Genomic DNA, 25,804 nt, shown 5'->3' with positions numbered 1-25,804 from the left:
AATCTGACGGCTTTTTTATGTGCTCATTTTTGGCAAGTTTTCGCTAAAACCAATGGGAATAGCAGCTAAAGAGAAAAGCGGTTAAAATCCGCTCCTATTGATTTAATTTTGAAATTTTAATATAGCAGTTATACACGACTGAAGATATCAACTGTTCTTGTCAACTTCAATATCTAATTTATACAGTAGTCCATAGATTTCAGAAAGTGAAAATCTAGCCTTTTTAAGCTTATTTAAAGCCGGATCTATCGAATAGTTTACCGATGTCCGGAAATCAGCCTTTTCGAGGTTTGTAGCATCAAAAACAGCGCCTGACAGATCACAATTACTAAAGACGGCATTTGATAAATCACATTCACTAAAATCGACCTCAATTAACTTGGTATTTTTGAAAACTGTTTTCTTAATGGATGTCTGATAAAAAACGGAATTATGTAAAGCACTTCCATCAAATCTGAAAGAGAGTCCGAATGCATTACATTCATTGAACTGAAGCCCGAACATTTTACATTCTTTGAAGATCACGTTATGGAATGCTGTTTTTATCAATTTTGCCATGCTGAGGTTACACTCGATAAACTCACAGTCCGTAAAGCTGAAGCCAGATAGGTTTCCATACTCAAAATTACAGTTTCTGAATGTGCAGTTTTCATACTCACTTTTTTCTAAAGGAAGTTGCGTGAAATCTTTGCTCTCGAAATCTTCGTCTGAGAAATAGGATTGTTTCATAAAAATGTGTTGATGAAGTTGATTTTGAAAACGAATTGGTCAGCAGAACAATGATAAACTTCCATCATTCAGCTTCCAACCTCCCTTTTTTACACCAAACTATTCTTATCCGAATAATTAAGCTTAAAGAAGATAAAAGTCATCATCGAGAAAGCCAATAAAGAACTTCCTCCGTAACTGAAATACGGAAGCGGAATCCCAACGGTTGGGAAAAGCCCCATAACCATCCCTAAATTGATTGAAAAGTGCATCAGCAGAATCGAGGCAAAGCAATATCCAAATACCCGGTTAAAAGTAGACTTCTGCTGTTCTGCCAGATAGTAGATTCTTCCGATATAAACCATATAACACAGGATAAGAACTGCACTTCCAACAAAGCCCCATTCTTCTCCTACGGTACAAAAGATATAATCTGTTTCCTGTTCGGGAACGAATTTCCCTTGGGTAACGGATCCTTCACGGTATCCTTTTCCCCAGATTCCACCTGATCCGATGGCTGTTTTTGAATATAATAAGTTGTACCCGGAAGTATCTCTGAATGCCTTTTCACCCTTATAAAGAACCTCAATTCTTTCTCTCTGGTGTTTCGGCAGTTTTTCTAAAATATAAGGTGATCCAAAAGCCAGTCCGCACAATATAAGAATAGAACCTGCAATTCCTGAAATAGAAATGACGTCCCATGACATTCTATGATAATTCATGGCGATCAAAACACCAGCAATCACTAAAACTGCTACTGCAACATAAATGGGAGGAATCGCCAGTGAGATCAGAAAAACTCCGGCGAAAATAAATCCTATACCGAATAAAAGACCACTCAATCCTTCTCTATATAATGCGATGAAAAAGGCGATGAACACAAGCATAGAACCTACATCCGGAATAGCCAGAACAACTGCTGCCGGAATTCCTATAATAGCAAGGGCAGTCCAGATAGATTTTTTATTTTTAATATTAAAATCCGGGCTTGAAACAAAATTAGCCAGCATCAAAGCAGTGCCTATCTTTGCAAACTCAACGGGCTGCATGGTAAAACTTCCAAACTTATACCAGTTTTTCTGGCCCAGAATTTCTTTACCAAAAGGGAAAAGACCTATCAACAGTAAAACTCCTCCAATGTAAATAATACCAGCCATATTCTCAAAGAATTTGCTTCTTCCTACGAATATAACCAGCCCTACAAATACAGAAATACAGAAAAAAACCAATTGCTTCTCTCCTAGTTTCTGGTCAACACTGTAAATATTTGCAATGGCAAAAATGCAAAGCAGGAAATACAGCCCAAGGCCAAGTTTATCTATTCCTTCTGTCCATTTCATTGCTTTACAGGTTTTTTAGCAGTGTTATTCTTTTTAGCGTCCTCTTCTATTTTCTTTTGCAGCTTAGCCTTTTGTTGTTTTACCAATTCCAGACTATCCTTTATTCTTTTTTGTTTGATGGAATCAGGTTTAGGATCAACATATAGTCCTTTACGCTTCAAATCTGCAATCCATTGTCTTTTATATTCAGGCATGAAACTCGAGGTAATCATTTTTTTGTAAAGATTTTCTCTTTTCAAATCACCGGTAATATATTTTTCAGCAATCACTGTACAGGCTGGCCCTGCCCATGTAGCACCAAATCCCGCATGCTCCATTACAGCTACTACAACAATTTTAGGCTTATCAGCAGGAGCAATAAGTACAAAAATGGAATTATCCTTCCCTTGCGGCACCTGTGCTGTTCCTGTTTTTGCTAATTGTGTAAAGTCATTGGATTTCAATCCTCTTGCCGTTCCTCTCAACACTACGGCTTCCATTCCTTTCAATACCGGTTCAAAATGCTTCGGATCAACTAATGTTTTATGTTTAACCTTAAATCTTGGATCCGGATTGGGTTTCCCATCAATTCCTTTTACAATATGAGGAGTATAATACCATCCTCTATTAGCAATAGCCGCCACATAATTGGCCAGCTGAATAGGAGTTACCAAAACATCGCCCTGTCCCATTCCGTTATAAATAGCACCAGTGGACATTTCATCCCAGTTTTTAAAATCAGTTCTCTGAGAACCGCTTGCCTTCATGATAGCTTTAAATCTTTTTTCGTAAAAATCTCCTGAAGGTATTCTACCCCTTGCCCCAACGGCAAAGTCATTATTTAAAAATTCACCGACTCCGAAGCTGCTCATGATTTTTTTCCACTCATCAACACCTTTTGAAGGATTTCCTGGATATTTTTTGATAATGGCAATAAAGGCGTAGGTAAAAAAACAGTTACTGGAAACCTGAATGGAAGGAATAAGCGGATCTGCTCCACCATGGCCTTTAATTCTTTTCCCTTTATAGAAAAATCCCCCTCCACAAGGAAAAATAGTTTTCTCGTCCATCACACCCATCTGCATTGCTGCTAAAGCAGTCAGTAATTTGAATGTTGATCCCGGAGGATATCCGGCCTGTAGTGCACGATCAAAAGTTGGCTTATTTTCATAAAGGGTATCTTTTGAAAGGGCATATAAGTTTTTTGATTTATTAGGTCCGGTAAAAAGGTTTGGGTCAATATCCGGTCCGGTTGCAGCTACTAAAACTTCTCCGTTATTAGGATCTAAAGCTACAATTGCGCCGTGTTTATTAACCAGCATTTCTTCTGCCGTCCTCTGAAGGTCGTAATCAATGGTTAAAGTAATATCTTTACCCGTAATCACGTCTTTATCCAAAGATCCGTTTTTATAGGAGCCAATATTTCTTAATCTGATATCTTTCTGGATGTATTTCACTCCTTTTACTCCGCGCAGCTCTTTTTCGTAGGATTTTTCAACCCCTGTTTTTCCAATGAAATCTCCCGGTAAGTAGTATAGTGAATCTTTTTTAATATCTCTTTCATTCACCTCACTGGTATAACCAAGAAGGTTTCCGGAGGTTGAAACTTCATACTGACGCTGAGGTCTTGATACAATATTAAATGCGGGATACTTAAAAATAATTTCCTGAACTCTTGCAATATCTTCTCTGCTGAGGTCTTTAATAAAAGTCATCGGGGTCAGCTTAGAATAATATTTTTCCTTTTTGATCACATTGATTTTATTGATAAAATCCTGTTTTGTAATTTTCATTAAACTACAAAACGCCAGTGTATCAAAGTCAGGTTTCATTAAAGCTTGGGTAAACGAAATTTCATAAGCAGGCTGGTTACCCACCATGATTTTCCCATTTCTATCAAAAATGACTCCACGCTGTGGAATAACATATTCTGTTTTGATGGAGGTATTAGCCGCATTTAAGGCATAGCGGTCTGTAAACAACTGCAAATAAGCAAGCCTCGCCACAAAAATAAGGGCGATAATAACGAGGATGGAAAAAATTTTTAAATAACGTGTGTTCAAACTTTTTGTTTGATTTTAAATATTAATGCGTAGATGACTATAAAGATAAATGAAATTACACTTGTCACCAACACATTAAATAATATTTCAAAAAACCTGCTAAACTTAAAGAACTCAATATACTGTACTAAAAGCTGATGCAGGAAAATACTTGAAAATAAAAACAGCAAAAACTGCGCCCATTGAAGGGACTGGAATGAGAAAAAATCCGTAGACGTATCTGTGGAAGTCCTGAAGATCAACGTTCTGAAATAAGCGATTAACGTTGTTGCAAATGCATTGATCCCCCATGAATAGAGGAAACCGTCAATAGACAACCCTATTAAAAAGCTCAATGCCAGGAACTGAAATTTGTTTCTGAAAAATGGATAGAACATGACAAAGACAGGATATAATACCGGAGTATATTTCCCGAAAAGTGTAATCCTGTTCAATACAAATATTTGTAATGCAACCAGAAAGATCATGATCAATATATCGGTAAATAAAGTCCTGCTAATCATTTTCTTTTTTTATTACAGCCTGCATAGTATCCTGAATCTTCTGCACTTCTGCTTTCTTAAGATTCTTCACTACATACACTTTATTCAACGCTCCCATTTTTTCACTCAGCTCTACGGAAATGTCCCAGAAGCCGGTTTTATTGTCCACAGAGTATCCTGCAATAGTACCAATGGTTACTCCCTTAGGGAAAATAGCAGATTTACCGTCTGTAACAACCGTATCACCTACTTTCAATGCAACATATTTCGGAATATCCGCCAGGTGCATCACCCTAGAGTTATCTCCATTCCATGTTAAAGTACCAAAATACCCTGAGTTTTTAAGTGCTGCATTAATTCTGATCTTGTTAACACTTAACACGGATTGAACCAATGCATAACTATCTGTAGAATTGATTACAATTCCCGCTATGCCTCTCGGCGCCATTACTCCCATTTGAGGAAAGACTCCGTCTCTACGGCCACGGTTGATTGTAAAATAGTTGTTTCTTCTGTTGATACTGTTGAAAACAATTTCTCCATCAACAAAAGTATAGATCTGCCCGCCACCAATGGTATCGTGTACTCTTTTGAAAACAGGATTTTTCTCTCCGTCTTTTCCATAGAGTTCAGTCATAAGGGCTTTATTCTGAACCACAAGATCTTCGTTGATCTGTTTTAGCTTCAGATAAGAAACTCCTTCATCAATATATCCGGAAACCCAGGAATTGAACGCAGCCGTTTGGCCTGCAATCCAGGATCTCTGCATGGCATTTCTTGAGAATATCAAAACCAGAGCAATAATTTGCAGGAATATAAAGAAGACGAAAAGAGTATTCTTCGAAAATAATCTCAGCAAAAATCCCATTCAGATATAAAGTCGTAAAAAGTTAAAATTATTTAATTAAGAAATTGAACTTATCCATATTCTTAAGGGCAATACCTGTTCCGCGAACTACAGCTCTCAACGGATCTTCAGCTACAAATACAGGAAGACCTGTTTTCTTGTGAATTCTGTCCGCAAGACCTCTTAATAACGCTCCTCCTCCAGCAAGATAAATACCTGTTTTGTAAATATCAGCAGCCAATTCCGGTGGTGTAAGAGATAATGTTTCCATTACGGCATCTTCAATTCTGATGATTGATTTATCTAATGCACGTGCAATCTCTTTGTATCCAACCATAATTTCTTTTGGCTTACCTGTAATAAGGTCTCTACCCTGTACCGGGATGTCTTCGATATCTACATCAAGATCTTCTACCGCAGAACCTACTTCAATTTTGATTCTTTCAGCAGTTCTTTCTCCGATATAAAGGTTATGGTGAGTTCTTAAGTAATAAGCAATATCATTGGTAAATACGTCTCCTGCAATCTTAACAGATTTATCACAAACGATACCTCCTAACGCTACAACAGCAATTTCCGTAGTACCACCACCTATATCGATGATCATATTTCCTTCAGGCTTTTGAACGTCAATCCCAACCCCAATTGCAGCTGCCATTGGTTCGTAGATCAATCTTACTTCTTTTGCGTTTACTTTCTGAGCAGAGTCTCTTACCGCTCTTTTTTCAACTTCAGTGATACCAGAAGGGATACAGATTACAATTCGTAATGCCGGTTGAATGAATTTACCTTTGATTCCAGGAATTTTCTTGATAAATTCCTTGATCATATGTTCAGAAGCGTGGAAATCAGCAATAACCCCGTCTTTCAAAGGACGGATTGTTTTGATATCCTCGTGAGTTTTACCCTGCATATGCTTGGCCTGCTCTCCGACGGCAATCGGCTTACCCGATGAACGTTCAATTGCAACAATTGAAGGTTGATCTATAACAATTTTATTATTATGGATGATTAGGGTATTAGCAGTTCCAAGGTCTATCGCAATTTCTTGCGTAAACATATCAAATAAACTCATATTTTTCTTCTGATTTTAAGTTTACAAAGATATAAATTTAAGACTACTAAAGAAATTTCCCACCAACTTAATTTGGTTAAAATTTTATTAAAATTTATAATTCTTTATTAACTTTCAATTTAGACATTTACAGAGTTTGATTTCAACTAAAATTAATAGGATGTTAAAAGGGCAAAAAAGGTAATTACAAAAGGGTAAAAAACCAAGAAAACACAGTATTGAAGACCAAAACAAAAACTCAGAAACGTCAACAATTCTTTTCCAACACGGAATTTTATCATTTTAAGATTTTGTATTTCTGCCAGAAACACCTTTTCTTCCCTTTTATAGTTTTTTACGATAATTATCATATACACTATCTGAGAGAGGTTAATTAAAAAAATCGTAAATTTGCGACTGCTTATGTTACAGTATTCCAACATTCATCGAACGTCAAATTTTGCCGTGCTTTCAATAAGCTACGAGAAAGCCGACGTAGAAACGAGAGGAAAGTTTGCATTCTTTGATGAGAACATCAAAAACTTTGTTTCCAGAGTCCATCAGGAAGACCTTGGTGATGCATTTGTGGTTTCCACCTGTAACAGGACCGAAATCTACACCACTTCTCCCAATTATCTTTTAGTAGCTGAAGAGTACTGCAAAACCATTGGAGTACAACTTACAGATTTTCTTCAGTTCGCGAATATTCTTACCAAAGAGGAAGCATTGATTCATCTTTTCAGAGTAGCAGCTGGTCTTGAAAGTCAGATTATTGGAGATTTTGAAATTATCGGGCAGATAAAAAAAGCATACAGCCGTTTCAAAAAAGAAAGACAAAATTCTAATCCTTATCTGGAGAGAGCCATCAATGCGGCTATTCAAATTTCGAAAAGAATAAAAAATGAAACCGGCATTTCCAATGGTGCAGCTTCTGTTTCTTATGCGGCGGTTCATTATATTCTAAACAACCAGAAGAGAATCACTGAAAAAAATATTCTTCTTTTGGGAGTAGGTGAAATTGGACAGAATACCGTTGAAAATCTGGTAAAACATGTCTATCAGCCGAAAATTAAAATTGCCAACAGAACTCAGGAGAAAGCGGAAAAGATTTCCCAGAAATATAATATTCCTCACGTTGATTATTCTGATTTTGACCAGGAATTAAAAAATACAGATATTCTTATTGTGGCAACAGGAGCCAAGCATCCTATTGTCAACCAGTCTCACTTCCCGAACGGAAAAGAAACACTGATCATTGATCTTTCTATTCCTCATAACGTTGAAAAGAATGTTACAGAAAATAAAAATGTAACCCTGATTGACGTAGATGAGCTTTCAAAACAGATTCAGGAAACGATTCAACAGCGAGAAAGAGAAATCCCGAAAGCTGAAAAAATCATTAAGGAACTGATGAAAGACTTTATTGAATGGGAGAAAAAGAGAAAGCTGGCACCCAATATTCATCATTTCAAAGCAGTTCTAAAGAACATGGAACGTAATGAAATGCATAATTTTTATAAAAAGAATAAATACATAAACATCACGGACATGGAACTTTCTGACAAAATGATCCAGAAAATCACCAACCGTTTTGCAAAATATATCATCGATAATCCTTTAAAAGCCGAAGAAATTAGTAAATTAATGCACGAAATATTAGTTGAACAACCAAACAACGAATTCAATGAAAAGCATTAGAATCGGAACGAGAAATTCCGCACTTGCACTTTGGCAGGCTAGAGAGGTTGCGAGGCACCTTCAGAACAACAATTATTTAACGGAAATTGTTCCTATCGTTTCTTCTGGCGATAAGAACCTTAATCAGCCGCTTTATTCTTTAGGAATTACCGGGGTTTTCACAAGAGATCTTGATATTGCTCTATTGAATGACGAGATTGATATTGCCGTACATTCTTTAAAAGATGTTCCCACTCAATTGCCTCAAAATATTGAGATGATCGCTTATCTGGAAAGAGATTATCCACAGGATATTCTGATCAGAAAAGAATCTTCAAGGAATAAAGAATTCCATGAACTTAAACTCGCTACAAGCAGTTTGAGAAGAAGAGCTTTCTGGTTGAGAAATTATCCGACTACTGATTTTTCAGATATCCGAGGAAATATTCAAACCAGACTTCAAAAACTTGAAGACGGAGATTTCGATGCTACGATCTTATCTTTGGCAGGTATCAAAAGAATGAAAATGGAAATTGATTACGAAATGCTTCCATTAATGATCTCTGCGCCTTCACAAGGGGTAATCTCTGTAGCCGGACATACTGACAAACCGGAAATTAACGAAATTGTAAGCCAGATCAATCATCAACAGACTCAGATCTGTGTAGAGATTGAAAGAAACTTCCTGAGCACTTTAGAAGGAGGCTGTACTGCACCTATCGGAGCATTTGCGGAAATCATCGGTGATCAGATCCGTTTCAAAGCGGCACTTTGCTCTCTGGATGGGAAAAACTGCATTTCTGTGGATGAAAACTTTGTGTATACTCCAACCGAGAATTTTGGAGAAAAGTTTGCAAAAGTTGTTCTCGAAAACGGAGGAAAAGAATTAATGGCAGAAATCAAAAGCCAGATCTGATAGCTCAGATTTATATTTTTACCTTCCTTTAGCCACTCTTTTTCATCTTCTTAATTTTACAGACATGAAAATCTTATTTACCAAAAATATAGACCAGACGATTATATCCAAAGAATTAGGAGAGGGTATTTTGGTCGATTGTGTTGAGGTAATTAAGACTAAACCCATTATGATCAGTCCTTTTGAGCTGAAAAACTATTCTCTGATTTTCACCAGTGTCAATGGAGTTGCTTCTTTTTTTAAAAACAGATTCAAACCCAATGAGAATTTTACAGCCAAAAACTATAACAAAATCTATTGTGTAGGTGAAAAGACCAAAAGAGAGCTTAGAAAGCATGGTTTTGGAACATTTAAGGTACTGAAAAATGCTGAAACTCTTTCGCGATTCATTATCGGAAAATGCCAGTACGAGCAGTTCCTGCACTTCTGTGGTAATCTTGCCATCAATGTTCTGGACAAAGACCTTCCGTTACAAAACATTAAGTACAAAAAAGTTACAATTTATAATACTGAGGAAATCAATCCTATAATAACTGAAAAATATCATGCTGTGGTATTTTTTAGTCCGAGCGGAGTTCGTAGTTTTGCAAGGCGAAATTCTCTGGAAGGCATGAAGCTTTTTTCCATTGGCGAAACCACTTCCAGTGAGCTGAGAAATTATACGCAGGAAGAAATTTTTACTTCTGAAGAAAATACACTGACATCCATATTTGCATTGATCAGAAAAGAAATCGGAAGTAGGATTTAGAATATCTGTTACCGGATATTGCCGGTAATATTAGTTACAATAGATTATGATAAAAAACGACCTATATTTAAAAGCACTTCGCGGAGAAACCGTTGAAAGACCTCCTGTCTGGATGATGAGGCAGGCTGGAAGATATCTGCCGGAATTCATTGCTTTAAGAGATCAGTATGATTTCTTTACAAGATGTCAGACTCCAGAGCTTGCTGCTGAGATCACTTTACAGCCTATCCGCAGATTTCCTTTGGATGCCGCGATTCTGTTTTCTGATATCCTGGTAGTTCCGCAGGCAATGGGAATTGATTTCAAAATGAAAGAATCTGTTGGACCATGGTTAGATACTCCAATCAGAACAATGGAACAGGTTCAGAATATTGAAACTCCGGATGTGAATGATACTTTAGGGTACGTTTTCGATGCTATTGAACTTACACTTCAGAAGCTGGACAATGACATTCCATTGATCGGTTTTGCCGGTTCTCCATGGACCATTCTTTGTTACTGTGTAGAAGGAAAAGGAAGTAAAGCTTTTGATATTGCAAAATCCTTCTGCTTCCAACAGCCTGAAGCAGCACATTTATTATTACAAAAAATTACAGATACTACAATCGCTTATCTGAAGAGAAAAGTAGAAAAAGGAGTTTCTGCAGTACAGGTTTTCGATTCCTGGGGAGGAATGCTTTCTCCTACAGATTATCAGGAATTCTCATGGCAGTACATCAACCAGATTGTTGAAGCATTAAGCCCCCTTACTCATGTTGTAGTATTTGGAAAAGGATGCTGGTTTGCTCTGGAAGATATGACAATGTCTAAGGCTTCTGCTCTTGGAGTTGACTGGACTATTAAACCGGAATTCGCAAGAACTTTAACGAACCATACAATGACGCTACAGGGGAACTTTGATCCTGCAAGACTTCATTCAACACCTGAAACCATTAAGAAGATGGTGAATGAAATGATCAACCGTTTCGGAAAAGACAGATACATTGCCAACTTAGGCCACGGAATTCTACCGAATGTTCCTGTCGAAAATGCTGAAGCTTTCATCAGAGCAGTAGTAGACTGGAAACCGAATTTGTAAGATTATTCTCTTAAAAATACAATAGCCTTGTTATCCGTTAACAGGGCTTTTTTATTGTAATTAATTTTCCGGAGGTTTTTACATTTGATTATTACCCCTTTAAATCACATCATATGAAAAAGCTAAACAAAGTAAAGATGAAAAGTATTATAGTAGAAGGACAAATCTGCCTGGAATGTGCTACCGGCAATTATCCGGTCATTACTGAGGGCCGGTGTTATTGTATACCAATAGACTAATAAAAAAAGCAGCTCAAAGGCTGCTTTAATTCTATATCGTAGAGATTCTTTATTAATTAACTCAACATTCTCTGTGCTTTTCTAACACCTTCCACCAGGGCATCAATTTCTTCGAAAGTATTATAAACAGCGAAACTTGCCCTTACTGTTCCGGCAATATTAAAGAAGTTCATGATAGGCTGTGTACAGTGGTGTCCTGTTCTTACAGCGATTCCCATTTTATCAAGGATCATCCCTACATCAGAGGCAATACCCACTCCTTCCAGATTAAATGATACAACACCTGTTCTTTTTGCTTTCTCACCATATACTTTCAGACCCTCAATTTCTAAAAGATGTCTTTGAGCATATTCCAACAAAGCATTTTCATGGTTTTGAATATTCTCACGACCTACCCTGTTCATGAAATCAACGGCAGCACCTAAAGCTATATTTCCTCCTACATTCGGTGTTCCTGCTTCATATTTGAATGGAAGACCTGCATAGGTAGTTCCTTCGAAAGAACACGTCGCAATCATCTCCCCTCCTCCATGAAACGGCGGTAAAGCTTCCAATATTTCTTGTTTTCCATATAAAATACCTGTTCCCATCGGAGCATACATTTTATGACCTGAGAACACAAAGAAATCACAATCCATCTTCTGTACATCAATATTGAAATGCGGAGCAGACTGAGCTCCGTCTATCACAACATAAGCATCTGTATTTTTTCTTGTTTTAGCAATAATTTCCTCAATTGGATTTACAATCCCCAAAGCATTAGAAACCTGATTTACAGAAACAACCTTCGTTTTTTCACTCAAAAACTGATCAAAATAATCCATCTGAAGGATTCCGTTCTCATCAATCGGAATTACGCGAAGTTTCGCTCCGGTTCTTTCACACAGCATTTGCCATGGAACAATATTGGAATGGTGCTCAAGATAAGAAATAATGATTTCATCATCTTTCTGCAGTTTCTGTGTTAAAATATAAGCGATAAGGTTCAACCCTTCTGTTGTTCCCTTTGTAAAAATTACTTCAAAGTCATGTTCAGCATTGATGAATTTCTGAATCTTTCTTCTTGAAAGCTCCATTTCTTCTGTTGCCAGCTGGCTCAGTGTATGAATTCCTCTGTGAACGTTGGCATTAAGTTCTGTATAATATGCGTGACAGACTTCCAAAACTGAATTTGGTTTTTGGGATGTAGCTGCATTATCCAGATAAACCAAAGGTTTACCGTTCACTTCTCTGTCCAATATAGAAAACTGGCTTCTTATTTCCTGAATGTCAAACATTTATTTATTTTTTAAATTAAAACGTCCTTATTTAGAACTCTTCAAATTTACGGCTTTTTTTCCGAAAGGAAGCATGGGGTTGGCTCCTGATCATTGTCAGTTGATAGAAATATTCGATAGTGTAAGGTGAAGAAAAACAATAAAGCAAAAAGATGAAATTGAAACCAACCCTTTTAAGTTTGCTCAGTTCTTTCAGCTGAGACTGGCTATCAAATAAAAAACCCGCCATAACTGACGGGTTCTTATATTGTTTAAATAAGCAATTCTTATTCTGCTGCAGTTTCTGCTGCTGCTTCAGGAGCTGCACCTTCTTCAGTTGCAACTTCTTCCTCATCATCATCATCCATTGCAGCTGCACCACCTTTCATTGCATTTCTAGACATCTTAACAGCAACTACTACTGCATTGTCAGGGTGCATGAAAGAATATCCTTCTGTTTTGATACCACCGATGTAAAGTTTGTTACCAATTCTTAATGGAGTAACATCAACTACTACTTCGTCAGGTAGGTTAGCAGGGATAGCTTTTACTTTTAGTTTTCTGAAAGACTGACGTAAAACACCACCAGCTACAACACCTTTTGAACGTCCTGTAATTCTTACCGGAACTTCCATGATCACTGGCTTATCATCAGATAACTGATAGAAGTCAACGTGAAGAATTTTGTCAGTAATCGGGTGGAACTGAATATCCTGAAGAACAGCTGGAATTGTTTTTCCGTCAACCTCAATAGATACCGTGTGTGCTTCAGGAGTGTATACTAATCCTTTGAAAGCTCTCTCTTCAGCAGAGAAGTTCAAAGGTGCTTCACCTCCATAAACAACACAAGGAACTAATTCAGCATCACGTAAAGCTTTTGTAGACTTTTTGCCCACGCTTTCTCTTTTTGTACCTTGAATTGTAATAGATTTCATTTATAAAAAATTTAAAAAATTGTTCTTATTTTAATTTGCAACTTATTTAAAATCAATTAAATAACAAACTTGCTACTAATTGATTTGTGCTCATGAACCATTGTCATAACGTCTGCAAATAACGGGGCGCAAGATAGCACTTTTATTTTAGATGACAAATTATTTTTAACAGGAATTGAGTCAGTTACAATAACTTCCAGCAGTTGCGAGTTCTCAATATTCTCGTAAGCCTTTCCTGAAAGCACTCCGTGAGTAGCCATAGCTCTTACTGTTTTTGCACCTTTTTCAATTAAGATATCTGCAGCTTTGCAAAGTGTACCTGCAGTATCAATCATATCATCAATAAGGATTACATTTTTACCTGTAACATCCCCGATAAGGAACATTTCTTCTACAACGTTTGCTTTTTTTCTTTCCTTATAAGCAATTACTACTTCAGCACCCAGGTGACCGGCATAGTTTTTCGCTCTTTTTGCTCCTCCCATATCAGGAGAAGCAATGGTAAGGTTATCAAGATTCAAAGATCTGATGTGGTCTACGAAAATAGTAGAAGCATACAGATGATCTACCGGAATCTCGAAGAATCCCTGAATCTGATCTGCGTGAAGATCCATTGTCATGATTCTTGTTGCTCCTGCTGCAGTAAGAAGGTTAGCAACTAATTTTGCACCGATCGGCGCTCTTGGTTTGTCTTTTCTGTCCTGTCTGGCAAGTCCGAAGTAAGGAATTACTACGGTGATGCTCTTTGCAGAAGCTCTTTTTGCTGCATCAATCATTAGAAGAAGTTCCAAAAGATTGTCTGCAGGAGGGAATGTAGATCCAATCAGGAAAACTCTTCCTCCTCTTACAGATTCGTCCAAAACAGGCTCAAATTCCCCGTCGCTGAACTCCTGAAAGTTGATTTTTCCTAATTCTTTCCCATAACTCTGGGCAATTTTCTCTGCCAAGTCCCTGCTGGTTCTTGTACAAAATAGATAACTTAACTGATCGGCCATTTTTACTTTTTAAAAGATTTTGCAAATTTAAAAAAAAACCACAAGATTTACTCTTGTGGTTTCTAAGTTTTTATTTTATCAATTATTAAGGGAATTTAACTCCTGAATATTTGTTCGGATCTACCTGCGGAAGTGTAGACTTATATTTAGCATTGATAGACTTGATAAATTCATTAGCAACAATACCGTATCCACGTCCTGTAAGGTGAACTCCATCTAGAGAGAAAGCTCCTCCTGTTACAAATTTCGCAGTATATTTTACACCATCAAATAAAATTCCTGACTGTGCATTCAGTTCAATCATCTTAGTGTTGGCATCTACAAATGCAAGTCCATAGGAATCAGCAAGTGATTTTATAGAAGCATTATATGCAGTAGTTGCTGTTTTCACATAGCCAGCTTCTGTTTTTGTTAATACATGTTGGTTTTGTAATGGATAAGAAATTCCATAAACATTTACCGGAGCAGGAACTCCCACCGCAGTACTTCCAATTACAGAACTAGTCGTAAGCAAAATATAATCATCTGCAGTAGCCTGTCTTGCCTGTCCAAAGATCTGACCAAAAGCAGCAGCTGTCGGTGCTCCCAAAGAAGGAGTTAAAGCAGCTGTAAGCTGAGCTGATAAATCTGTCAAAGCAACATCTTTAATTAAAACAGGATTTGGACCTGTAGCGGAAAGTAGATTAATTCTATCCCCAGCTCCAAAAGCAGTAAGAGCCTGCTTCAACGGACCATATAAACTGGTGTTAAGAGTTGTCAGGTTTGAACCTAAAAGAGCAGGCGTCAAAGGGTTATAAGGTACCGTAGTAAAGAAAGGAACTGAAGTAACAGAAGGGATATTAGCAATAACTCCTTTTGTAGTTCCTACACTTTTAAGACCATCTAAAACCGCTTTAATAGATCCAGCTACTAATGCAGGATCAGAGATATCATTTGATTTATACGTTGTAGGATTGGTATTTCCTGTCTGAACTGTAGCTGCTGTATAAGTGGTAACACCTCCTACAGTCTGAGAGTTTGTCCCTCCATTAGTAGCATAAGACAGTACATCATTATTCCCTATCCACAAAGAGAAAAATGTTGCTTTCTGAGCCATAGCATCCGCCAATACACTTGTAGTAGCTGAAGAAGCAAACCTTACAAAGTAAGGATTAGCCGTACCCGCTGCAAGACCTGCCTGACTACCATACCCAGGAGCAACTAAGTGGAAGGACTTGGCACCAGGAACCCCCATATTATTATAAGTACCTCCGCCAGATAATACATCTAATGCTGCTGCTGCCCCGCTTGGCACAGGAGCTAAAGATCCATTAACTACCTGAAGAGTCAGTTTTCCCGGGAAACCCGGAAGATTGTTGAACCCACCTACGTCATTAGGCATTAAAGGTTGTTTAAAATCTCCTCCACCTGCCAATTTCATTTGTGCAGCGATCATACTTGGATAAGATTCATTCTGTCCACTGCTATACAATGCACCATCACGATATCCTGAAGTAAGAGAGTTTCCTAATGAGATATATTTTGAAAAGTCTGCGTCTCCTTTTGTTACCGGGATATCTTTCACATCCGTATCGAAATCCGTATTACAGCTTACTGTAAAAAGAAGTGCAGAAACTGCAATTGTCGATATTATAATTTTTTTCATAGTCTTCTAAAATTAAAATGGATTATAGGATAAACCTAGACCTAAGTAAAATGCTGTTGCTTTCGACTGTCCGTAGAAACCTAGATTAGCATTATTTACATTTCTGTATTGAGGCATTGCATATCCTCCTGCAATATCAATTCCGAATTGTTTCAGCTTAAAGCCAATCCCTCCTGTAATAACATACGTATCATATGAAGGTGTTTCCGGGATAAAGTTTTCTGTAGTGTAAGGTGCTTCATCATAATAAGCTCCCAAACGTCCGTAAATCATATTGGTAAATGCATACTGAGTTCCAAGTCTGAATGTTTTAGAATTCTTAAAGTTTTTAGGACTTGTAAGAACAGTTGGATCTGATGGGTTGTTTCCAATAGGAGCATTCTCGAAATCTAAAGTAAGCTTACTGTATCTTTCCCATCCGTGATAGTTAAAGTCAGCAGAAACCTGCCATTTCGGTGTCACTTTATAAGTTAAACCAATGGTGTATTCTTCCACTAACGGAAGTGTTGCAGAGAACCCATCCTGTCCGGCAGCATTTAATTTCAGCTGATTATAGATAGATTGAGAAGGGAACTGGAAAGTAGCCGTACCTTTTTTAGCTTTCATATCTATTGCTGAACGGTAAGCAATACTTACATCTAATTTCGGATCAGGTCTGAAGTAGAAACCAAAACCATATCCGTGTCCGCTTGCTTTTTTATCGTTGATATTTACCTGTCCTCCAAATTGTGTTACTGCTTTATCCCAGTCTACAACTCCTTTTGCATAGATATAGCTGGCACCAAAAGATACCCATGGAGCTAGTTTTACAGAAACCATTGGCTGGAAGTAGAAACTTTTCAGTTCTAATTTTTGAACCATTTCTTTACCTTCCCAGTCATTCGGCCACTTAATTGTACTTCCAAAAGGTGTTGTTACACTTAGACCTACGGTAAGCTTTTCTATCGGTCTATAAGTAATTGCGGCATAGAAAGGAGTTCCTACAGGGTTATCTGTCTCTGTACTTTGTAAAGTATTGAAGTTTTGAAAAGTAACCTTGTTACTTGCTGCAAACCCTCCTGCCACTACACTCAGCTTGGAAGGGATAAATGACATACCCGCCGGGTTAAAGAATGTCACACTCGCGTCTTCGGCATGAGCACTAGTATGCGCCATTGCCAATTGTTTTACCCCCTGCAGGGAAACTCTGAAGCCTCCTGCGTAAGATAGAACTCCCGCCAATAAAGCAGTTGATACTAATATTTTTTTCATAGACTATTATTATATATATAAGCCAAATATAAAATTATTTTGAATACGTCTGTTAATATTTCCTAATATTTTAAACAATATTACAAAAGAAAACTATGTTTAAAATAACACCTCAAAGAAAATAAAATACAAAACAATCATTATTAAACACTTAAAATAGTTTAAAAACCAAGTCATATTCATTGTTTAATTTTAAACGATCGTTTAAAATTAAACAATAATGCACTAAAAAAGCAATCCAGGAAAGGAAAAAGATAATAAATGTTAAAGAAAAAAAATAGAATAAATTAAAAATCAGCATTTTTATTCCCTTATAAAGCCTCTGACTACATCTACAGACATCATTCTTAGTTAAAATAGGGAAATCTTTTATACCGAATTCACCTTATTTAAGTATTTTAGAATCGCATAAAGATAAAAATACATAAATTTGCAGATTATAAATAATAGAAAATATGAGTTGTGGATGTAAAACATCCGGCGATTCTGCACATTCTTGCGGCCCTAAAAAAACCGCAAATGGCTGTGAAAATGTAAATACCTGCGGGAATAGTTATAAATTAAGTGTTTTTGACTGGCTTTCTAACATCAACAATCCGGCACCAAACAGGTGTGATTTTGTAGAAGTTAGGTTTAAAAATGACAGAAAATCTTTTTATAAGAATGTAAATAATATTCCTTTACATATAGGTAGCGTAATTACAGTAGAATCAAGTCCGGGACACGATGTAGGCGTAGTAAGCCTTACGGGAGAATTAGTAAAGATTCAGATGAAAAAGAAAAAATTTTCGGAAGAATCAGCACTCAAAATATACAGACAGGCCAACCAAAAAGATCTTGAGGTATGGCAGGAAGCAAGAAAAAAAGAAGACGGCGTAAAGCTTGAAGCAAGAAAAATTGCACAAAGATTAGGCCTTGAAATGAAAGTTACCGATGTGGAATATCAGGGTGACTCTTCAAAAATAACCTTTTATTATACTGCTGATAACAGAATAGATTTCAGACAGCTGATCAAAGATTACGCTAGTGCATTCCGTACCAAGATCGATATGAAACAAATCGGTTTTAGACAGGAAGCCGCCAAAGTGGGCGGAATCGGGTCTTGCGGACGTGAACTTTGCTGCTCAACATGGCTTACAGATTTCAGGTCTGTAAACACCAATGTTGCAAGATATCAACAGCTGAGTATCAATCCTCAGAAACTGGCAGGACAATGTGGTAAGCTGAAATGCTGCCTTAACTATGAGCTTGACAGCTACCTGGACGCATTAAGCAACTTCCCTTCTTCTTCAACTACTTTGGAAACAGAGAAAGGAAAAGCATTCTGTATTAAAATCGACGTTTTCAAAAAGAAAATGTGGTTTGCTTATGTAGACAGCTCAATTGCATGGTATGATTTTGATATTGACCTTGTTAAAAAATTGATTTCAAAGAATAAAAGAGGAGAAAAAACACTTCCTCTTGAAGACCTGAAACAGCCTGAAACCTCTACTCACACGATCGATTTGATACAGGAAAACAATGTGGACCGTTTCGAAAAGAAAAACAGAGGAAACAACAGGAACAGAAACAACCAGAGCAACCAGAATAAGCAAAACAACCAGCAAAGTCAGGGTCAGGGCCAAGGACAAAAAAGAAACAGACAGGAAAGACAAGAGAGACCGGAAAGATCTGAAAAAACCGAAAACCCAAACGCTCAATCTGCCAATCAGCCTAGACCTCAAAAGCAGCACCCACAGCAAAAAACACCTGTGGAAAAAGCAGTGAATAATTCTGACGCTGATAAAAAACCACAGAGCAACAATCCGAACAAGAAAAAATTCAAAAAGAAATATCCTCCAAAAAAAGATAACAATGCATAAAATTTTAGGATTACTTTCATTTATCCTTTTCTTTAGCTGCAACTCTTCCTCAGGAGGAGATGTCATCATGAATTCCGTTGATAACAAATGGAATAAGAAAAGTGAACAAAAATTTAATCTTGAAGTTTCAGATCCGCAGAATCCTAAAAATATTATATTTGTCGTAAGAAATAACAACACTTATCCTTACAGCAATATAAGGTTTATAGTGAATTTCACCAATCTACAGAACAAAAAAAAGGAAACAGACACGTTGAATTATGTTCTGGCTAAACCAAACGGAGAATGGCTTGGTACAGGGTTTGGTGATACGAAAGAAACTTTGTTTCAGTATAAAGTAAATTACCAGTTTCCGGGAAAAGGAAAATATGAAATCGGTCTTACTCAGGCGATGAGAAATGATAACCTTCCGGGAATTGAGGATATTGGGGTAAAAATAGAAACGGCTAAACCGTAACCATAAATGGAAGAAAACAAAAAAAATACAGGAAATAAGGGGAAAACATTTCCTCTGCCTCCCAAGAAAAAGAAAGATACCTCCTGGAGAAAATGGGTTTCATTTATCTGGATCGGACTCATTGCGGTAGTTCTGGGAATTTCAGGGCTTTTCTTTTCGGTTTCTCAAGGATTCCTTGGGGAAATGCCTGATGTAAAAGAACTTGAAAATCCGGATATCTTTGTTGCTTCTGAGATCATTTCTTCAGACGGAGTAACTTTGGGTAAATTCGAAAAAGAAAAGACTCAACCAATTGTTTATAAGGATCTCCCTCCTTATCTTATTTATGCTCTACAGGCTAAAGAAGATGAGCGTTTTAAAGAACACTCAGGAATCGATTTATACTCCGTTGCCAGAGCCGTAGCATATGGTGGTGGACGTGGTGGAGGTTCTACCATTACTCAACAGCTTGCCAAACTTCTTTTCACAGGAAATGCTTCTCAGAATAAAGTTCAGAGAGCATTCCAGAAACTGAAAGAATGGGTAGTAGCAGTAAGTCTTGAGAAAAGATACACCAAAGAAGAAATTATCACTCTTTATTTCAACAAGTTCGACTTCCTTTTCAATGCTAATGGTATTGAAATGGCTTCCAGAGTTTACTTTAACAAGAAAACGTCTGAACTTACATTACCGGAAGCTGCAACATTTGTAGCAATGCTTGAAAATCCAAGAAAAAACAATCCTTACAGATACCCTGAAAAGGCTAAAGAAAGAAGGAATGTTGTATTGGATCAAATGCAGAAAACCGGATACATTGATGCTGCAACTTATGAAAAAGCAGCCAGTACCCCGATTGAAGTAGACTTCCATCCTATCAAGAGTATCACTGATGGATATTCTGCTTATTACAAGTTCTATCTGAGAAAAGAGATTGACAAATATCTTGAAGCTCATGAAAAAGAAACCGGTAAAAAGCTTAACCTTTACAAGGACGGTCTAAAAATATATGTTACTCTTGATTCTAAAATGCAGAAATATGCTGAAGAGTCAATCAAAGAACACTTAACAGATCTTCAGAAGAGATTTGATGCAGAACAGAGAGGAAGAAAGAACAGACCTTTCTACTATCTTAACGATAAACAAATCAAGGACGTAATGGTTCAGGCGATGAAAAGAACCGGCCGTTACAAATTACTGAAAGCTGACGGAATGCCTGAGGATTCTATCATGATGGAGTTCAAAAAACCTATTAAAACTTCGCGATTCACATGGGCAGGAGAAGAAGAGGTGGAAATGTCTCCATGGGATTCTATCAGATACCACAAACAAATTGCACAGGCAGGTTTGATGTCTATGGTTCCGGGAACCGGAGAAATCAAAGCTTGGGTAGGTGGTATAGACTGGCAGCACTTCCAATATGACCATATCAAGCAAGGTAAGAGACAGGTAGGATCTACATTCAAGCCTTTCGTATATGCTACTGCTATTATGAAACTTGGAATGACACCTTGTTCTGCTGTTTCTAACGGAACTTATGATCATAACGGATGGCATGTACCGGGAAGAGGTGGAATGCTTACTTTAAAAGATGCATTGGCACACTCTCAAAACCCTGTTGCTGCAAGACTTATTGAAATGACAGGAGTAGACGCTGTAATCCAGACGGCAAGAGATCTGGGAGTAACAGAAGATATTCCTAGAAACAATACCATTGCTTTAGGTTCATCAGACATCACGATTTACGAAATGCTAGGTGCTTACAGTACTTTTGCCAATTATGGTAATTACAACAAACCAGAGATGATCTGGAGAATTGAAGATGCCAACAGTAGAGTAATCAAAGAAGTAAACGTAGAGCCTAAAGAAGTAATGAACCCAATGTATGCCTACACCATGATTGAACTTATGAAAGGTGTTGCACAATACGGAACTGCTTCCGGAGAATTAGGAAGAAGAGGAATTTCAAAAGCTGTGGAAATTGCGGCTAAAACAGGAACAACTCAGAATAACTCCGATGGATGGTTTATGGGAATCACACCAAAACTGGCAACCGGAGCATGGGTTGGATGGGAAGACAGAGCAACCCACTTCTTTGGAACAGGTGAAGGTCAGGGTGCGAGAATGGCACTACCAATCTGGGCAATTTTCATGAAAAAAGTATGGGCTGATAAGAGCTTAGGAGTAACTCCTGATGACAAGTTTGTTAAGCCTTCAGACTGGAAAGACGGATGTTCAAACCTTAAAGGACTAAGCGGAGGATATGGAGATGAAGGAAGTCTTCAGACGATCGATGAGATCAAAAATCCAAGGCCGGCAGATCCAACTCCTAAAAAACCAACAGAAAAGAAAGAGGACAACATCAATGAAAACCTTCATTCTAATGATGAAGTAGATTTCAATAAATAAATTCTCTTTTAGAAATACACAAGACCTTTCAATAATTTGAAAGGTCTTTTCTTTTTTAATTAATACCTTTGAAGGATGAATATCGAACGTATCAGACAGCCATTTATTGAAACTTTTCCTGGTGATTTTTCCAATAACCCTATGCAGAGAAACACTCCAAAAGTCTTATTTGCTACTATTAAGCCTGCAGGTTTTGATAAACCCGAATTGATTGCTTTTAACGAAGCTTTATCAGAAGAAATTGGCCTGGGAAAATATGAAGATGAAGACCTGAATTTTTTGGTTGGAAATAACCTTCCGGAAAACGTTCGAACATACGCCACAGCTTATGCAGGACATCAGTTCGGAAACTGGGCAGGACAGCTTGGAGATGGAAGAGCCATCCTTGCTGGTGAAATTACCAATGAGGCAGGAAAAAAGACCGAAATACAATGGAAAGGAGCCGGTGCTACTCCATATTCCAGACATGCTGATGGAAGAGCCGTATTAAGGTCTTCTGTACGCGAATATCTTATGAGTGAGGCCATGCATCATTTAGGTATACCTACAACAAGAGCGCTTAGCCTTGCTTTTACGGGTGAAGATGTGATGCGCGATATCATGTACAGTGGAAATCCACAGCTTGAAAAAGGTGCAGTGGTCATCAGAACTGCTGAAAGCTTTTTACGTTTCGGACATTTTGAACTTATGTCTGCCCAAAGAGAATACAATAATCTTCAGGAACTTGCCGATTTTACCATTGAAAATTATTATCCGGAAATTACAGCTACTGACAGTACGAAATACAGAGATTTCTTTGAAAATATCTGCACCCGAACGGCTAACTTAATGGTTGAATGGTTCAGAGTCGGTTTTGTACACGGAGTAATGAATACAGATAACATGTCAATTCTCGGATTAACCATTGATTATGGTCCCTATTCCATGATGGATGAATATGATTTGAATTTCACACCCAACACAACAGACCTTCCGGGAAGAAGATATGCATTCGGAAAACAGGGACAAATTGCCCAATGGAATCTTTGGCAGCTTGCCAATGCTCTTCATCCGTTAATCAAAGATGAAAAGTTTTTAGAAGATACTTTAAATAATTTCGGAACTTATTTTTGGGAAGCTCATGACCAGATGCTTTGTAAAAAGTTCGGTTTTGATCAGCTTCAAAAGGATGATGAAGAGTTTTTCACCAGCTGGCAGGGTCTTATGCAAGAACTTCAGTTAGATTACACCTTGTTTTTCAATCAACTGAAAAAAATAACCCAAGCCACAAATATATCAGAACATTTTAAAGATGTCTCTTATATTATCCTGAATGAAGAAAAGCTGGAAAAGCTAAATAGTTTCATCAAAAGATATGAAGCAAGAAAAGCTTTAAACTCTATTTCAGAAGAAGACTCTTTAGCTATAATGGAAAAGGCAAATCCAACATTTATACTCCGAAATTATCTTCTCTACGAATGCATTGAAGAGATCAGCAATGGCAAAAAAGAGATGCTGGAAAAGCTCATGAAAGCACTCGGAAATCCATATCAGGAAATATACCCCGAGTTCTCCGCCAAAAGACCGTCTGGATATGATGATACTGCCGGATGTTCCACACTTTCATGCAGTTCGTAATTAACAAATATTCATAAAAAATTAAAAAACATGTAATTATTTTCATTTTTTTATTACATTTACTAACAACTTTAAACGTAAACCAAATGAAAACAAAATTACTATTCATTTCCCTAATCTCTTTTGTATTTGGGAACGCACAGATTCTCACAGAAACTTTTCAGGGTACGACATTTCCTCCAACAGGATGGACAACCGGAACAAATGTGGCTTCAAGACCTTGGGGATTTACCACTACCATATTTAATGCAACCGGACAAGCAACATTCAATATCAATGGTGGAAAATCTGCCGCTATAGGATGGATTGCCCAGGCACAGGACGCTCATTTAACAAGCCCCTCCTTCAGTTTGGTAGGAACAACAAGTCCGGTACTAAAGTTCAATGCTAAAATTGGATACGAATACATGGTTGATCCAAATCCTAACGGAGATTTAAAAGTAGAGGTCTCCACAGATGGAGGGACTACCTGGAATCAGGTATGGGTTGAAGAAAACTACGGAGTATATACGGATTATGAAACATTAGCAATTACCGTGAGCTTAGCTTCCTATGCAGGGCAGGCGAACGTTAAATTCAGATTCCGTTATGTTGCCAATGATGCAGATAGTCTTTCCATAGATGATGTACAGGTCTTAGCAAGCGCTACATTAGCGACTCAGGAATCCAATGCTAAAGTTAAAGAGTTCACAAACATCTATCCAAACCCTACAAAAGGAGAAATCAATATAAAAACAGACAAAAAAATCAAATCTGCTACAGTAATTGATGCAAGTGGAAAATCTCTACTCAACAATACTTCAGAAAGATTGGATATTTCTTCGCTTCCAAAAGGAGTTTATCTATTAAAAGTAGACTTCTCAGACGGAACTTCCAAAACCGAGAAAGTAATCAAACAATAACAACGTTTATACAAACTTTTATAACCACCAATTTTGGTGGTTTTTTTATTTTACTTTTGCAAAAAATTTGACCCGTGTCTTTTATCAAAACAAAATGTATCAATTTTCTTAAACTGGTTTTTCCATCCACTTATACCGAACTGGCAGTATTTCTGTTTTTCATTGTCTGCTATGGAATTCTGGGATCTTATATTGCCCTTCATTACAGGATTATTTTTGACAGCAGAATTCCATGGGATGCCTATTTCAGCTTTGACAACAAATCTATCCTTATGACGGGAGGCAGCTTTGAGAGACACCCTTTATCTTACTATTTTTTTAACTGGATAAGAGAATTTTCGTTATTTATTTCAGGAGGAAAAATGGATGCTAATTTCAGGCTTACTCTGGCATGGCTCAGTAATATCATCATCACATTGAACATTGTTCAGGTATTTAAATATGTAAAGAATATCATTCAGCTTCCTTTATGGTTAAGCCTTTTAATCGTATTATTCTTTGGAGCTTTTGCCACTAATATCATCTTGTCTTTCACACCGGAAAACTTTACCTACACTTTATTTTTACTATCGCTATACAACTACTATGCGGCAATCAAACTAAGGAAAGAAGAGAAAATACCAGCAACAGCCTTATCATTGGCTGGGATTACTATCGGAGGACTTACTATTACCAACTTTGTAAAAGTTTTCATTCCTCTTATTTTTGAGAAAGGCATTTTTACAAGCTGGAAGAAGTTCGGAAATGCAACATTAAGGGCAATAATTGCGGTTATTTGTTTTATCCTGCTTTATCTGAACAGAATCGATTTTAAATATCAGAATATCTTTTCAAAAACCAATCAGCAATATGAAAAGTTTTCCAATGTAGAATCTATGCCGACATGGGATATGATTCTTTCATTTTTCTTTGGCGGGAATATTCTTTTCCCCAGCTTCATCATGTCGGACAAGCACAATATGAAAGGGTTCAATTTCAAAGGACTTTATATGGATCTTTATTCATCTGCCATTCCTTACTTTTTCGTAGCAATATTATTAATCCTGATAAGTTGGAGTTATTTTAAAAATTTCAAGAATAAATGGGTCCAGATCATTACTATTTCATTTGCAGTTGATATCATCATCCATTGCGTGATGAGATTTGGTCTTCATACTTCCTACATCTACGGAGGACATTTTGTTTTTGTCTATCCTTTGCTTGTAGGATGGCTCTTTTTTGCGTACAGATCATCACCGAAAATGATGTCATTTTTAACATTCATTGTGGCAATATTATTTACTTATCTGCTGATCAACAATATCTTTAGAATGGCAGAATTCTTCTGGTTTATGGAAAATTATTATGAATAAAAAAAGCTGAGAAATT

Annotated in this window: 21 protein-coding genes; 10 read left to right on the top strand and 11 right to left on the bottom strand. The window is 37.2% G+C overall.

Annotated features, from left to right (window positions below; genetic code table 11):
• Positions 1–147 precede the first annotated feature (147 nt).
• The 6 genes from A1704_RS10560 to A1704_RS10535 all read right to left on the bottom strand — a co-directional run bounded on the left by A1704_RS10560 (position 148) and on the right by A1704_RS10535 (position 6,494).
• The gene (locus A1704_RS10560; RefSeq protein ID WP_062673156.1) at positions 148–729 is read right to left on the bottom strand and encodes a pentapeptide repeat-containing protein; all 582 of its coding nucleotides are present in this window, start codon (positions 727–729) and stop codon (positions 148–150) included.
• Positions 730–818: 89 nt separating this feature from the next.
• Complete coding sequence (rodA, locus tag A1704_RS10555; RefSeq protein WP_062673155.1) at positions 819–2,048, bottom strand: rod shape-determining protein RodA; 1,230 nt, start codon at positions 2,046–2,048, stop codon at positions 819–821.
• Positions 2,045–4,090 carry a peptidoglycan D,D-transpeptidase FtsI family protein gene (locus A1704_RS10550; RefSeq protein ID WP_062673153.1) on the bottom strand — a complete coding sequence of 682 codons (2,046 nt, stop codon included), beginning with the start codon at positions 4,088–4,090 and terminating at the stop codon, positions 2,045–2,047. The genes rodA and A1704_RS10550 overlap by 4 nt, the downstream gene beginning before the upstream one ends.
• Positions 4,087–4,593, bottom strand: coding sequence for a hypothetical protein (locus A1704_RS10545; protein WP_002982456.1), 507 nt, complete (start codon positions 4,591–4,593; stop codon positions 4,087–4,089). Before A1704_RS10545 ends, A1704_RS10550 begins: the two co-directional genes overlap by 4 nt.
• Entirely contained in the window at positions 4,586–5,440 is an 855-nt protein-coding gene (gene mreC / locus A1704_RS10540; protein ID WP_062673151.1) for a rod shape-determining protein MreC, read from the bottom strand. The genes A1704_RS10545 and mreC overlap by 8 nt, the downstream gene beginning before the upstream one ends.
• Positions 5,441–5,468: 28 nt before the next feature.
• The gene (locus A1704_RS10535; protein ID WP_002982450.1) at positions 5,469–6,494 is read right to left on the bottom strand and encodes a rod shape-determining protein; all 1,026 of its coding nucleotides are present in this window, start codon (positions 6,492–6,494) and stop codon (positions 5,469–5,471) included.
• A 402-nt stretch (positions 6,495–6,896) separates the two neighbouring features.
• Between A1704_RS10535 and hemA the strand changes: the two genes are divergently transcribed.
• From hemA to hemE, 4 genes are all read left to right on the top strand, one after another.
• Entirely contained in the window at positions 6,897–8,171 is a 1,275-nt protein-coding gene (hemA, locus tag A1704_RS10525) for a glutamyl-tRNA reductase (protein WP_062673147.1), read from the top strand.
• Positions 8,158–9,066 (top strand): hydroxymethylbilane synthase, encoded by a 909-nt coding sequence (gene hemC, locus A1704_RS10520; RefSeq protein WP_062673145.1) that lies wholly within the window; start codon positions 8,158–8,160, stop codon positions 9,064–9,066. The genes hemA and hemC overlap by 14 nt, the downstream gene beginning before the upstream one ends.
• A gap of 64 nt (positions 9,067–9,130) precedes the next feature.
• Complete coding sequence (locus tag A1704_RS10515; protein ID WP_062673143.1) at positions 9,131–9,814, top strand: uroporphyrinogen-III synthase; 684 nt, start codon at positions 9,131–9,133, stop codon at positions 9,812–9,814.
• 46 nt (positions 9,815–9,860) lie between these two features.
• Positions 9,861–10,892, top strand: coding sequence for a uroporphyrinogen decarboxylase (gene hemE, locus A1704_RS10510; RefSeq protein WP_047376227.1), 1,032 nt, complete (start codon positions 9,861–9,863; stop codon positions 10,890–10,892).
• A gap of 295 nt (positions 10,893–11,187) precedes the next feature.
• Here the strand turns inward: hemE and A1704_RS10505 are convergent, their stop codons facing one another.
• From A1704_RS10505 to A1704_RS10480, 5 genes are all read right to left on the bottom strand, one after another.
• On the bottom strand, positions 11,188–12,408 hold the full coding sequence (locus tag A1704_RS10505; protein ID WP_062673142.1) for an aminotransferase class V-fold PLP-dependent enzyme: 1,221 nt from the start codon (positions 12,406–12,408) through the stop codon (positions 11,188–11,190).
• Between the two features lie 266 nt (positions 12,409–12,674).
• Entirely contained in the window at positions 12,675–13,322 is a 648-nt protein-coding gene (locus A1704_RS10495; protein ID WP_062673138.1) for a 50S ribosomal protein L25/general stress protein Ctc, read from the bottom strand.
• 56 nt (positions 13,323–13,378) lie between these two features.
• Positions 13,379–14,317, bottom strand: a complete 939-nt coding sequence (locus A1704_RS10490; protein WP_062673136.1) for a ribose-phosphate pyrophosphokinase — start codon at positions 14,315–14,317, stop codon at positions 13,379–13,381.
• Between the two features lie 85 nt (positions 14,318–14,402).
• Entirely contained in the window at positions 14,403–15,962 is a 1,560-nt protein-coding gene (locus tag A1704_RS10485; protein WP_062673134.1) for an SGNH/GDSL hydrolase family protein, read from the bottom strand.
• Between the two features lie 12 nt (positions 15,963–15,974).
• Complete coding sequence (locus A1704_RS10480) at positions 15,975–17,213, bottom strand: OmpP1/FadL family transporter (protein ID WP_062673132.1); 1,239 nt, start codon at positions 17,211–17,213, stop codon at positions 15,975–15,977.
• Positions 17,214–17,668: 455 nt separating this feature from the next.
• Between A1704_RS10480 and A1704_RS10475 the strand changes: the two genes are divergently transcribed.
• The 6 genes from A1704_RS10475 (at position 17,669) to A1704_RS10450 (ending at position 25,788) form a co-directional block, all read left to right on the top strand.
• Entirely contained in the window at positions 17,669–19,075 is a 1,407-nt protein-coding gene (locus tag A1704_RS10475; RefSeq protein WP_062673131.1) for a PSP1 domain-containing protein, read from the top strand.
• Positions 19,068–19,532, top strand: coding sequence for a gliding motility lipoprotein GldH (locus A1704_RS10470; protein ID WP_062673130.1), 465 nt, complete (start codon positions 19,068–19,070; stop codon positions 19,530–19,532). The genes A1704_RS10475 and A1704_RS10470 overlap by 8 nt, the downstream gene beginning before the upstream one ends.
• Positions 19,533–19,538: 6 nt before the next feature.
• A complete protein-coding gene (locus A1704_RS10465; protein ID WP_062673128.1) occupies positions 19,539–21,917 on the top strand; it encodes a transglycosylase domain-containing protein in 2,379 nt (792 codons plus the stop codon).
• Between the two features lie 75 nt (positions 21,918–21,992).
• Positions 21,993–23,534 carry a protein adenylyltransferase SelO gene (locus A1704_RS10460; RefSeq protein ID WP_062673126.1) on the top strand — a complete coding sequence of 514 codons (1,542 nt, stop codon included), beginning with the start codon at positions 21,993–21,995 and terminating at the stop codon, positions 23,532–23,534.
• A gap of 86 nt (positions 23,535–23,620) precedes the next feature.
• On the top strand, positions 23,621–24,436 hold the full coding sequence (locus A1704_RS10455; RefSeq protein WP_062673124.1) for a T9SS type A sorting domain-containing protein: 816 nt from the start codon (positions 23,621–23,623) through the stop codon (positions 24,434–24,436).
• Positions 24,437–24,510: 74 nt separating this feature from the next.
• Positions 24,511–25,788 carry a DUF6080 domain-containing protein gene (locus A1704_RS10450; RefSeq protein WP_238590602.1) on the top strand — a complete coding sequence of 426 codons (1,278 nt, stop codon included), beginning with the start codon at positions 24,511–24,513 and terminating at the stop codon, positions 25,786–25,788.
• Positions 25,789–25,804 lie beyond the last annotated feature (16 nt).

This window comes from Chryseobacterium cucumeris (assembly GCF_001593385.1).
GTDB lineage: Bacteria > Bacteroidota > Bacteroidia > Flavobacteriales > Weeksellaceae > Chryseobacterium > Chryseobacterium cucumeris.
This window is presented reverse-complemented; position numbering and strand designations above follow the sequence as displayed.

Excerpts from the sequence above, each read along its gene's own strand:
- A1704_RS10560 (WP_062673156.1), bottom strand. The coding sequence starts at position 729 with ATGAAACAATCCTATTTCTCAGACGAAGATTTCGAGAGCAAAGATTTC.
- A1704_RS10485 (WP_062673134.1), bottom strand. The coding sequence starts at position 15,962 with ATGAAAAAAATTATAATATCGACAATTGCAGTTTCTGCACTTCTTTTT.
- A1704_RS10475 (WP_062673131.1), top strand. The coding sequence starts at position 17,669 with ATGAGTTGTGGATGTAAAACATCCGGCGATTCTGCACATTCTTGCGGC.
- hemA (WP_062673147.1), top strand. The coding sequence starts at position 6,897 with ATGTTACAGTATTCCAACATTCATCGAACGTCAAATTTTGCCGTGCTT.
- A1704_RS10495 (WP_062673138.1), bottom strand. The coding sequence starts at position 13,322 with ATGAAATCTATTACAATTCAAGGTACAAAAAGAGAAAGCGTGGGCAAA.
- A1704_RS10545 (WP_002982456.1), bottom strand. The coding sequence starts at position 4,593 with ATGATTAGCAGGACTTTATTTACCGATATATTGATCATGATCTTTCTG.
- hemC (WP_062673145.1), top strand. The coding sequence starts at position 8,158 with ATGAAAAGCATTAGAATCGGAACGAGAAATTCCGCACTTGCACTTTGG.
- A1704_RS10535 (WP_002982450.1), bottom strand. The coding sequence starts at position 6,494 with ATGAGTTTATTTGATATGTTTACGCAAGAAATTGCGATAGACCTTGGA.
- mreC (WP_062673151.1), bottom strand. The coding sequence starts at position 5,440 with ATGGGATTTTTGCTGAGATTATTTTCGAAGAATACTCTTTTCGTCTTC.
- A1704_RS10455 (WP_062673124.1), top strand. The coding sequence starts at position 23,621 with ATGAAAACAAAATTACTATTCATTTCCCTAATCTCTTTTGTATTTGGG.
- A1704_RS10505 (WP_062673142.1), bottom strand. The coding sequence starts at position 12,408 with ATGTTTGACATTCAGGAAATAAGAAGCCAGTTTTCTATATTGGACAGA.
- A1704_RS10490 (WP_062673136.1), bottom strand. The coding sequence starts at position 14,317 with ATGGCCGATCAGTTAAGTTATCTATTTTGTACAAGAACCAGCAGGGAC.
- rodA (WP_062673155.1), bottom strand. The coding sequence starts at position 2,048 with ATGAAATGGACAGAAGGAATAGATAAACTTGGCCTTGGGCTGTATTTC.
- A1704_RS10465 (WP_062673128.1), top strand. The coding sequence starts at position 19,539 with ATGGAAGAAAACAAAAAAAATACAGGAAATAAGGGGAAAACATTTCCT.
- A1704_RS10470 (WP_062673130.1), top strand. The coding sequence starts at position 19,068 with ATGCATAAAATTTTAGGATTACTTTCATTTATCCTTTTCTTTAGCTGC.
- A1704_RS10480 (WP_062673132.1), bottom strand. The coding sequence starts at position 17,213 with ATGAAAAAAATATTAGTATCAACTGCTTTATTGGCGGGAGTTCTATCT.
- A1704_RS10460 (WP_062673126.1), top strand. The coding sequence starts at position 21,993 with ATGAATATCGAACGTATCAGACAGCCATTTATTGAAACTTTTCCTGGT.
- A1704_RS10515 (WP_062673143.1), top strand. The coding sequence starts at position 9,131 with ATGAAAATCTTATTTACCAAAAATATAGACCAGACGATTATATCCAAA.
- hemE (WP_047376227.1), top strand. The coding sequence starts at position 9,861 with ATGATAAAAAACGACCTATATTTAAAAGCACTTCGCGGAGAAACCGTT.